The 10,024-nt window shown below is 69.3% G+C and carries 8 protein-coding genes; 6 read left to right on the forward strand and 2 right to left on the reverse strand.

The features are described 5' to 3' along the window. The 3 genes from VGZ32_RS00845 to VGZ32_RS00855 form a co-directional block, all read left to right on the forward strand. A partial coding sequence (locus VGZ32_RS00845; protein ID WP_326883798.1) for a S9 family peptidase occupies window positions 1-1,308 on the forward strand: 1,308 nt, incomplete at its 5' end. A 206-nt stretch (window positions 1,309-1,514) separates the two neighbouring features. Then, window positions 1,515-2,105, forward strand: a complete 591-nt coding sequence (locus tag VGZ32_RS00850; protein ID WP_326883799.1) for a sigma-70 family RNA polymerase sigma factor — start codon at window positions 1,515-1,517, stop codon at window positions 2,103-2,105. Beyond that, a complete protein-coding gene (locus VGZ32_RS00855; protein ID WP_326883800.1) occupies window positions 2,102-3,223 on the forward strand; it encodes a DUF4232 domain-containing protein in 1,122 nt (373 codons plus the stop codon). Before VGZ32_RS00850 ends, VGZ32_RS00855 begins: the two co-directional genes overlap by 4 nt. A gap of 63 nt (window positions 3,224-3,286) precedes the next feature. Here the strand turns inward: VGZ32_RS00855 and typA are convergent, their stop codons facing one another. After that, window positions 3,287-5,149, reverse strand: a complete 1,863-nt coding sequence (typA, locus tag VGZ32_RS00860; RefSeq protein ID WP_326883801.1) for a translational GTPase TypA — start codon at window positions 5,147-5,149, stop codon at window positions 3,287-3,289. Window positions 5,150-5,482: 333 nt separating this feature from the next. On the opposite strand from typA, the gene VGZ32_RS00865 reads away from it, so the two are divergent. The 3 genes from VGZ32_RS00865 to VGZ32_RS00875 are packed head-to-tail and all read left to right on the forward strand — an operon-like array spanning window position 5,483 to window position 8,968. Further along, window positions 5,483-6,277: a hypothetical protein gene (locus VGZ32_RS00865; protein WP_326883802.1), complete on the forward strand. Its 795-nt coding sequence runs from the start codon at window positions 5,483-5,485 to the stop codon at window positions 6,275-6,277. Between the two features lie 13 nt (window positions 6,278-6,290). Further along, window positions 6,291-8,186: a fumarate reductase/succinate dehydrogenase flavoprotein subunit gene (locus VGZ32_RS00870; RefSeq protein WP_326883803.1), complete on the forward strand. Its 1,896-nt coding sequence runs from the start codon at window positions 6,291-6,293 to the stop codon at window positions 8,184-8,186. After that, window positions 8,183-8,968, forward strand: coding sequence for a succinate dehydrogenase/fumarate reductase iron-sulfur subunit (locus tag VGZ32_RS00875; protein WP_326883804.1), 786 nt, complete (start codon window positions 8,183-8,185; stop codon window positions 8,966-8,968). The genes VGZ32_RS00870 and VGZ32_RS00875 overlap by 4 nt, the downstream gene beginning before the upstream one ends. A 45-nt stretch (window positions 8,969-9,013) precedes the next feature. Here the strand turns inward: VGZ32_RS00875 and VGZ32_RS00880 are convergent, their stop codons facing one another. Continuing rightward, entirely contained in the window at window positions 9,014-9,898 is an 885-nt protein-coding gene (locus tag VGZ32_RS00880) for a GH25 family lysozyme (protein ID WP_326883805.1), read from the reverse strand. Between the last annotated feature and the right edge of the window lie 126 nt (window positions 9,899-10,024).

Consider the following 10,024-nt stretch of genomic DNA (forward strand, 5'->3'; position numbering starts at 1 on the left):
GTGCTCGCGGTGCAGCCGGACGGCTCGACACGCGTGCTGGCCGAGGAGACGGACGACGCCTGGTACGAGTTCCTCCCCGGCGCCCCGGTGTGGTCGCCCTCGGGCACACTGGCCAGGATCGCGGCGCGGGACGGCGCCTACCGGCTGCTGATCGACGATCGGGCGGTCACCCCGGACGGCCTCCAGGTACGCGCGCTGCTCGGCCTCGATGCCGAATACGCGTACGTGTCCGCCTCCTTTGAGGACCCGACCAGGATCCACACCGTGCGGGTCTCCCTCACTGGGCAATCCGGCGCCGGACAATCTGACGCCGGACAATCTGGCACCGAGCCGGCAGAGGTGGAGACCGTCAGCACGGTCGACGGGGTCAACGCGACCGTCCTGGCGGGCAGGCTCGCCGTCATCGTCGCCGCGGTGATCGATCAGCCGAACCGCCGCGCGACGATCGTGGCGCTGGACGGACTGAAGCAGATCGGCGAGATCGCCTCCGTCTCCGAGACGCCGGTGATCACGGCGCGTCCGCGCGAACTGGTCCTGGGTGATAAGGCACTGCGGGCTGCCCTACTGCTGCCGACCGGCTATGTTCCCGGCTCCGCGAAGCTGCCGGTCCTGCTCGACCCGTACGGAGGGCCGCACGGCCAGATGGTCGTCGGCTCGCACAACGCGTACCTGTCCGCGCAGTGGCTCGCCGACCAGGGCTTCGCCGTACTCATCGCGGACGGGCGCGGGACTCCGGGCCGCGGGCCGATCTGGGACCGGGCCGTGCGGCACGACTTCGCCGGGGCCACGCTGGAGGACCAGATCGACGCGCTCTCCGCGGCCGCCGAGCAGTTCCCGGACCTCGACCTCGGCCGGGTCGCGATCCGCGGATGGTCCTATGGCGGGTACCTCTCCGCGCTGGCCGTCCTGAAGCGGCCGGATGTGTTCCACGCCGCGGTGGTCGGCGCGCCGGTGACCGACTGGCGCCTCTACGACACCGGCTACACAGAGCGATATCTGGGCCATCCGAGCGACGTGCCCGAGGTGTACAACGCGAACTCGCTGTTCCCGGAGGCGGGACCCGGGGCGTGGGCGTGGGCCGAACCGCGCCGGCCGATGATGATCATCCACGGGCTCGCCGACGACAACGTGGTCGCCGCGCACACGCTGCGGCTCTCCTCGGCGCTCCTCGCCGCAGGACGGCCCCACGAGGTGCTGCCGCTGAGCGGCGTGACGCACATGACCCCGCAGGACGTGGTCGCCGAGAACCTGCTGCTGCTCCAAGTCGACTTCCTGCGCCGGGCGCTCGCGCTCCCGGCGCCGAGATGAACGTGGCAGGCGAGATGAACGTGGCAGCCCCTATGAGCATGGCACGCGCGATGAACGTTGCCGAATCGTGACAACCAGGATTTGGGCGAGACGTCCGGAGAGAGGAAGAAAAGCCCGCGGTCGGGCATCATTCCTCCAGGACGGACGAATATGGGTCGGTCGAGTACACGCGCGTGCGCGGCCACGCGGGCGGCAGGAGCCGTCCGATGACCGTATTGTCGGTCGGGGGCGCGATGAGCGACACGGCTGACAACTGGCCGGTCCTGGACGAGCAGGCGCTGACGGAGCGGGACGTGCCCGAACCAGTGACGGAATCGCGGCGCTTGGACAGCGACGCGCTGGCCGCGGAGCTTTTCGCCGCGCATTACGGGCGGCTGGCCGGCTGGTGCCGCAAGCTGCTGGACGATGACGACACGGCGCACGAGGTCGCGATGGAGGCGTTCACCCGGCTGCTGGGCAAGCTGCGCAAGGTGGACGATCCGGTGGGGTATCTGTACGTGATCGCGGCGAATCTGGTGCGCGACCACTGGCGCAAGACCAAGCGCGAGCGCGAGGCGTTTCGGCTGACGAAGATGAGCGAGAAGCTGGCCTCGAGCGACGGCGCGTACCGGACGGATCTGCGCACCCTGGTGGAGTCACTCCCGGAGCGGCTGCGCGTGACCGTGCTCCTGTACTACTACGCGGGTCTTCCTCTGAGCGATGTGGCCCGCCTGACCAATAGGCCGGCAGGCACCGTGAAGAGCGATCTGTTCCAAGCGCGCTCGGTGCTGCGCCAGGCGCTGGACGGTGTCCGATGAGCAGGCACGACCCCTTCGGGGGCGACTTCGACGAGCACGAGGACGTGCTGGGCGAGACCATGGACGGCCAGGAGGGCGCCATGGACCGGCGGCTGCGCGGCCTGATCGGCCCGGTCGCCCCGATGATCGCCCGGCCGTACAGCTTCGAGCGGGTGGTCATGCGGGCCCGCCGCCGGCGCCAACGCAAGATCATGATGGCCGCCACGGCGTCCGTGCTCGGACTGGCCCTCGCGTCCGGGGGCGTGCTGCTAGGGTTTCGCGCCACCGGGGACGCCGTGCAGGCGGCGGGCTGCGGGGGCAGCGCGCTGTCGGGGGCTGTCGCGTTATCGGGACACTCCGCAGCGGAAGACGCTGTATCAGAAGAAGACGACGCTGTATCAGAACACGCCATGGCTGCCGCGCCGGCCGGTTGGGTGAGAGGTGCCACCATGCAGCGCAAGTACGAGTGGATGATCGGCGGCGTACTGACCGCCGGCGCGCTGGCCGGCGGCATCTTCGCGGGCTGCGCCAGCGGCTCGAGCGCCAAGCAGAACACGTCCACGAACGGCAGCACCATCTCGCCGGCGCCCAGTCAGACCAACGGCGGCGCCCTTCCGGCGCCGAGCAGCGGATCGCCGAGCAGCGCCTCGCCGTCCGCGACCGGGGTGCCGCGCTGTCACACCGCGGACCTCTCCCCCACCGTGGTACTGGTCGCCGGCTCGGCCGGAGCCGGTCACGAACTGATGGGCGTGAACCTGACGAACAACTCGGGTCACACCTGCACGATCTTCGGCTACCCGGGGATGATGCTCCAGGACCAGAACGGCGCCGGCCAGGCCACCACGGTGACCCGCGACCACAGCGTGACGCCGGCGACGGTCGTCCTGCTGAACGGCCGTACGGCGGCGGCCCCGGTCAGCTTCGACTTCGACATGCCGGGCCCCGGCGAGCCGACCACCGGCAGCTGCGAACCCCAGTCCTACGGTCTGCTGATCACCCCGCCGGATGAGACCAGCCAGCTGACCGCGCAGATCGGCGGCGGCCCGGTGACGGTGTGTCAGAAGGGCACGCTGTCCGTCCAACCGTTCCGCGCCGGCAGCATAGACGCGAACTGGACAGGTCAAGCCCCAACACCGTAGGTACAGACCCATGCACAAAAACGCGGGCGGCTACGGCCGCCCGCGTTCGTGTCTAGGACCGCGTTAGCTACGCGCCCTGCGAGCGGCCGCCCGCGCGCGCTCCTGCGCGGAGAGCACCACCTTGCGGATGCGCACCGAGGTCGGGGTGACCTCCACGCACTCGTCCTCGCGGCAGAACTCCAGACACTGCTCGAGGGAGAGCTTGCGCGGCGGCACGATCTTCTCGGTCTCGTCCGCGTTGGACGAGCGCATGTTCGTGAGCTTCTTCTCCTTGGTGATGTTCACGTCCATGTCGTCGGTGCGCGAGTTCTCCCCGACGATCATGCCCTCGTACACCTCGGTGGTCGGCTCGACGAACAGCGAGCCGCGCTCCTGCAGGTTCGTCATGGCGAACGGGGTGACCACGCCGGCCCGGTCGGACACCAGCGAGCCGGAGGCCCGGGTGCGCAGCTCGCCGAACCAGGGCTCGTACCCCTCGAAGGTGTGGTTGGCGATCCCGGTGCCGCGGGTCTCGGTCAGGAACTCGGTGCGGAACCCGATCAGGCCGCGCGACGGGACCAGGAACTCCATCCGGATCCAGCCGGTGCCGTGGTTCGTCATCGTCTCCATCCGGCCCTTGCGGATCGCCAGCAGCTGCGTGATCGTGCCCAGATACTCCTCGGGCGCGTCGATGGTGAGCCGCTCCACCGGCTCGTGCAGCTTGTCGTCGATCGTCCGGGTGACCACCTGCGGCTTGCCGACGGTCAGCTCGTACTGCTCCCGGCGCATCATCTCCACCAGGATCGCCAGCGCCAGTTCGCCGCGGCCCTGCACCTCCCAGGTGTCCGGCCGCTCGGTCGGCAGCACCCTGATCGACACGTTGCCGACCAGCTCCCGGTCCAGCCGGTCCTTCACCATCCGCGCGGTGACCTTCGCCCCCTTGACCCGGCCGACCAGCGGGGAGGTGTTGGTGCCGATCGTCATCGAGATGGCCGGCTCGTCCACGGTGATCAGCGGCAGCGGGCGCGGATCGTCGGCGTCGGCGAGGGTCTCGCCGATCATGATGTCCGGGATCCCGGCGATCGCGATGATGTCGCCGGGGCCGGCCGCCTCGGCCGGCTTGCGCTCCAGCGCCTCGGTCATCAGCAGCTCGGTGATCTTGACCCGCTCGGTCTCGCCGTCCCGCTTGATCCAGGCCACCTGCTGCCCTTTGCGGATGGTCCCCTGGTGCACCCGGCACAGTGCGATGCGGCCGAGGAAGTTGGAGGCGTCGAGGTTGGTCACGTGCGCCTGCAGCGGCGCGCCCTCGTCGTAGACCGGCGCCGGGATGGTCCCCAGGATCGTCTTGAACAGCGGCTGCAGGTCCGGGCTGGCCGGGACGGTGCCGTTGTCGGGGCGCTCGAGCGAGGCCTTTCCGTCGCGCGCGCAGGCGTAGACGATCGGGAACTCGATCTGGTCCTCGGTCGCGTCCAGGTCGAGGAAGAGCTCGTAGGTCTCGTCCACCACCTCGGCGATCCGGGCGTCCGGCCGGTCCGTCTTGTTGATCACCAGGATCACCGGCAGCTTCGCGGACAACGCCTTGCGCAGCACGAACCGGGTCTGCGGCAGCGGGCCCTCGGAGGCGTCGACCAGGAGCACCACGCCGTCCACCATGGACAGCCCGCGCTCGACCTCGCCGCCGAAGTCGGCGTGGCCGGGGGTGTCGATGATGTTGATGACGGTGTCGGAGCCGTCCGCCGGCGACTTGTAGTGCACCGCGGTGTTCTTCGCCAGGATCGTGATGCCCTTTTCCCGCTCCAGGTCGTTGGAGTCCATCACGCGCTCGTCCACGTGCTGGTTGGACCGGAACGCGCCGGCCTGCCACAGCATCGCGTCCACCAGCGTGGTCTTGCCGTGGTCGACGTGGGCCACGATCGCCACGTTGCGGATGTCGTTACGCGTAGGCATGCCGGTAGCGTCGCTTTCCTGGATCGTTCGGGGAGGGTGTGCGCTCGATCGCGCGGACGGGCGCCGTTGCCCGGGGTACCCGTAGAGGAGATGCACCCTCTATGGTACGGGGCAGGGCACGGCCTCGATGACCGCACCGACCGGGCCGGGACATCCAGCCGCTGAGCTGCGGGATCTAGCGGCGCTCTAGTTCCTCATCACATTGTGATGTTGGTCACGATAGTCACTCGGAGTGATGAGCCGACGTGGCTGGGGGGCGCGCTGGACTAGAGTGCCTTCTCGCCGACGACGACAGCCGCCCGGCTCCTCCATCGCAGCAGGAGCTTGTCCAGAATGAGCACCGGTACCTTGTCGCCCGGAAGGGCCAAGATTCCGCAGCCGACCCTGCGCACCGATCGCTACTGGGTCGCGCCGCTGATCACCTTCGTGGTCTTCCTCGCGTTCATCGCGTACGCCACCTTCCGGGCATTCCAGAACGATTATTACTACGCGTCGCCCTACATCTCGCCGTTCTACTCGCCGTGCATCTCGAACAACTGCGTGCCGATGCCGGGCGCGGGCGAGGTCCACTTCATCGGGCCCTGGTGGGGTCTGTCCCCGGCGCTGCTGATCCTGATCGTCCCGCTGGGCTTCCGGATGACGTGCTACTACTACCGGAAGGCGTACTACCGCGCCTTCTGGCAGTCGCCGACCGCGTGCGCGGTCGCCGAGCCGCACGCGAAGTACACCGGCGAGACCCGCTTCCCGCTGATCTTCCAGAACTCGCACCGCTACTTCTTCGCCCTCGCCTCGCTCTTCAACATCATCCTGACGTGGGACGCGATCCTCGGATTCCGGAACGCGGCCGGGGCGTGGGGCCACATGGGCCTGGGCACGCTGGTGCTGCTGGCGAACGCGGGGCTGCTGTGGGCGTACACGGCCTCGTGCCACTCCTGCCGCCATATCATGGGCGGCAAGCTCAAGCACTTCTCCAAGCACCCGATGCGGTACAAGGCCTGGCAGCTGGTCTCCAAGCTCAACGCCCGGCACATGCAGCTCGCGTGGGTCTCCCTGTTCGGCGTCGCGCTGACCGACCTGTACGTCTGGCTGGTCGCCGCGAACGTGTTCTCCGACCCCCGCTTCTTCTAAGGGACAGTGCAGCATGGACACGTACGAATACGACGTCGTCGTCATCGGTGCGGGCGGCGCTGGACTGCGCGCCGCGATCGAGGCCCGGGCGCAGGGCAAGCGGGTCGCGATCATCTGCAAGTCCCTGTTCGGCAAGGCCCACACGGTCATGGCCGAAGGCGGCGCCGCCGCGGCCATGGGCAACATGAACCCGAAGGACAACTGGCAGGTCCACTTCCGCGACACGATGCGCGGCGGCAAGTTCCTCAACCACTTCCGGATGGCCGAGCTGCACGCCAAGGAGGCGCCGGACCGGGTCTGGGAGCTGGAGACCTGGGGTGCGCTGTTCGACCGCACCAAGGACGGCAAGATCTCCCAGCGCAACTTCGGCGGCCACGAGTACCCGCGGCTGGCGCACGTCGGCGACCGCACCGGTCTCGAGTTGATCAGGACCCTGCAGCAGGCGGTCGTCTCGTACCAGCAGAAGGACGCGAAGGAGCACGGCGACGCCGAGGCCCGCGTCAAGGTCTTCGCCGAGTACACCGTCACCCGCCTGCTCAAGGACGGCGACCGGATCGCCGGCGCGTTCGGCTACCGGCGCGAGGACGGCGGGTTCGTGCTGTTCAAGGCGCCGGCCGTGGTGCTGGCCACCGGCGGCATCGGCAAGTCGTTCAAGGTGACCTCCAACTCCTGGGAGTACACCGGCGACGGCCACGCGCTCGCCCTGCTGGCCGGGGCGACGCTGGTCAACATGGAGTTCGTGCAGTTCCACCCGACCGGCATGGTCTGGCCGCCCTCGGTCAAGGGAATCCTGGTCACCGAGTCGGTCCGCGGCGACGGCGGCGTGCTGCGCAACTCCGAGGGCAAGCGGTTCATGTTCGACTACGTCCCCGACGTCTTCCGCGCCCAGTACGCGGAGACTGAGGAAGAGGCGGACCGCTGGTACACCGACCCGGACAACAACCGGCGCCCGCCGGAGCTGCTGCCCCGCGACGAGGTGGCCCGCTCGATCAACGCCGAGGTCAAGGCCGGACGCGGCACCGAGCACGGCGGGGTCTTCCTGGACATCGCCAGCCGCCGCTCCAAGGAGGAGATCCTCAAGCGGCTGCCGTCGATGTACCACCAGTTCAAGGAGCTGGCGGACGTCGACATCACCGCGGAGCCGATGGAGATCGGTCCGACCTGCCACTACGTGATGGGCGGGGTCGAGGTCGACCCGGACACCGAGGCGTCGGTCGTCCCAGGCCTGTTCGCCGCGGGCGAGGTGGCCGGCGGGATGCACGGCTCGAACCGGCTCGGCGGCAACTCCCTGTCGGACCTGCTCGTCTTCGGGCGGCGGGCCGGGCTGGGCGCCGCCGAGTACGTGGACTCCCTCGACGCGCGCCCCGAGGTCGACCCGAAGGACGTCGAGGCGGCCGAAGCCGAGGCGCTCGCGCCGTTCGACAACGCCGCCGGGGAGAACCCTTACACTCTGCACTCCGAGCTCCAGCAGACGATGAACGACCTGGTCGGCATCATCCGCAAGCAGGAGGAGATGCAGCAGGCCCTGGGCGCGCTCGCCGAGTTCAAGCCGCGCCGGGACAAGGTCGCCGCGGCCGGCGGCCGGGCATTCAACCCGGGCTGGCACCTGGCGATGGACCTGCGCAACATGCTGCTGGTGTCCGAGTGCGTGGCGCGGGCGGCGCTCGAGCGGCAGGAGTCGCGCGGTGGCCACACCCGGGACGACTACCCCGCGATGTCCGCCGAGTGGCGCCGCAAGAACCTGATCTGCTCGCTCGGCGCAGATGGCTCGGTCGCGATCAAGCACCAGCCGCTGCCGGAGATCCGCGCCGACCTGCTGGCCCTGTTCGAGAAGTCCGAGCTGAAGAAGTACCTCACCGAGGAAGAGTTGGCCGATCTGCCGGAGCAGAGCCAGGAGAGCGCGTCATGACGTACAAGGCGAAGTTCAAGGTCTGGCGCGGCGACGACACCGACGGCGGCCTGCACGACTTCACGGTCGAGGTCAACGACGGCGAGGTGGTGCTCGACATCATCCACCGGCTGCAGGCCACGCAGGCGCCGGACCTGGCGGTGCGGTGGAACTGCAAGGCGGGCAAGTGCGGGTCCTGCTCCGCGGAGGTCAACGGCATGCCGCGGCTGATGTGCATGACCCGGATGTCCACGTTCGCCGAGGACGAGACGGTCGTGGTGACCCCGCTGCGCACCTTCCCGGTGATCCGCGACCTGGTCACGGACGTCTCCTTCAACTACCAGAAGGCGCGGGAGATCCCGTCCTTCGAGCCTCCCGCCGACCTGAAGCCGGGCGAGTACCGGATGGCCCAGGTGGACGTCGAGCGCTCGCAGGAGTTCCGCAAGTGCATCGAGTGCTACCTGTGCCAGAACACCTGCCACGTGGTGCGCGACCACGAGGAGAACAAGGAGCGCTTCGCCGGTCCGCGGTTCCTGATGCGGATCGCCGAACTGGACATGCACCCGCTGGACACCCGGCAGCGCAAGCGCGAGGCCCAGGAGGAGCACGGGCTCGGGTTCTGCAACATCACCAAGTGCTGCACCGAGGTCTGCCCCGAGCACATCAAGATCACCGACAACGCGCTCATCCCGATGAAGGAGCGCATCGCCGGGCGGAAGTACGACCCGCTGGTCTGGCTCGGCTCGAAGATCTCCATGCGGCCGAAGTCCAAGGGGACCCCGGCGGTGCCTGGCAAGCGCTAGGCGCGGCCTGGCGGCTTAACGAGGGCGCTCCTGACTCACAAAGGGTCAGGGGCGCCCTCGGTGTCTCACGAGGTGCCTGACCCTCGTTCCCGGCCGCGTTCCTGACCGCCTGGCCGCCAGGATCCGGGCCCGGGAGGCCGGGCGTGCCCCGGACGTGCGCCACGGCAGCGGGCGCAGCGCGGGCAGGTCGCCGGTCGGCTGGTAGTAGTCCAGGTCGGACGGCCCGATCCCGGGCAGGCGGCCGGCGTCGTTGTACTGCCAGAACGTCCAGTGCCGCCACGTGGACGGCACGGCCGGCCTGGTGCCGCCGAACGCGGCCAGCCACAGCGGGTCCCGGCGGAACCGGCTCGTGGCGCCGGTGCACTCCTGCCACCAGATGGCCCCCGTGTAGATGACCGGCCACTTCCCCGTCAGTGCCCTGGCCTGGCCGACGAAGCCGGCGATCCAGCGGATTATCGACCTGCGGTTGAGCCCGTAGCAGTCGGCGCCCGCCTTGTACGGGTCGTTCTCCAGGTCGACGACGAGCGGCAGCTGGGCGGGCCTGCGCAGGCTGCCCGTGACGCGGACGGCGTAGCGCGCGGTCGCCGCCCCGCCGGCGCTGGCCGGGTTGGCGAACACGTACGGCATCACCGCGAGTCCGGCCGTGACGGCCCCCCGCCCGTCGGACTGGTAGTACGGGTTGCGGTAGTAGGTGCCCTCGGACACCTTCACCGCGACGAAGCTGATGCCGTGCCTGGCCAGCAGCCGCCAGTCGATTGGCGTCCTGCCGTGCTGGTATGACGAGATGTCCAGCCCGCGGGCGGGCCACGCGCCCGGCCTGACCACGCCGGGCCTGGCCGCGGCCGCGTCGGCGGCCAGGCCGGGCGCGGCGTGCGCGCCGGGTGCCGTGGCGAGCGACAGCACCAGCGTTGCGGCACCGGTCGTCGTCACAGGGAGTAGCACTACTCTCCGCAACATACTCATGTACGGAGAGTAATCAATGCAGGCTAGAGCTTCAAGACCCAACTTTGCGTGCGCGGCTGAATGGCCCGGCGGTGGCCGGTCAGCCGATCAGCG

This window comes from Actinocrinis sp. (assembly GCF_035938995.1).
Taxonomy (GTDB): domain Bacteria; phylum Actinomycetota; class Actinomycetes; order Streptomycetales; family Catenulisporaceae; genus DASZGI01.

Excerpts from the sequence above, each read along its gene's own strand:
- typA (WP_326883801.1), bottom strand. The coding sequence starts at position 5,149 with ATGCCTACGCGTAACGACATCCGCAACGTGGCGATCGTGGCCCACGTC.
- VGZ32_RS00850 (WP_326883799.1), top strand. The coding sequence starts at position 1,515 with ATGACCGTATTGTCGGTCGGGGGCGCGATGAGCGACACGGCTGACAAC.
- VGZ32_RS00855 (WP_326883800.1), top strand. The coding sequence starts at position 2,102 with ATGAGCAGGCACGACCCCTTCGGGGGCGACTTCGACGAGCACGAGGAC.
- VGZ32_RS00870 (WP_326883803.1), top strand. The coding sequence starts at position 6,291 with ATGGACACGTACGAATACGACGTCGTCGTCATCGGTGCGGGCGGCGCT.
- VGZ32_RS00875 (WP_326883804.1), top strand. The coding sequence starts at position 8,183 with ATGACGTACAAGGCGAAGTTCAAGGTCTGGCGCGGCGACGACACCGAC.
- VGZ32_RS00865 (WP_326883802.1), top strand. The coding sequence starts at position 5,483 with ATGAGCACCGGTACCTTGTCGCCCGGAAGGGCCAAGATTCCGCAGCCG.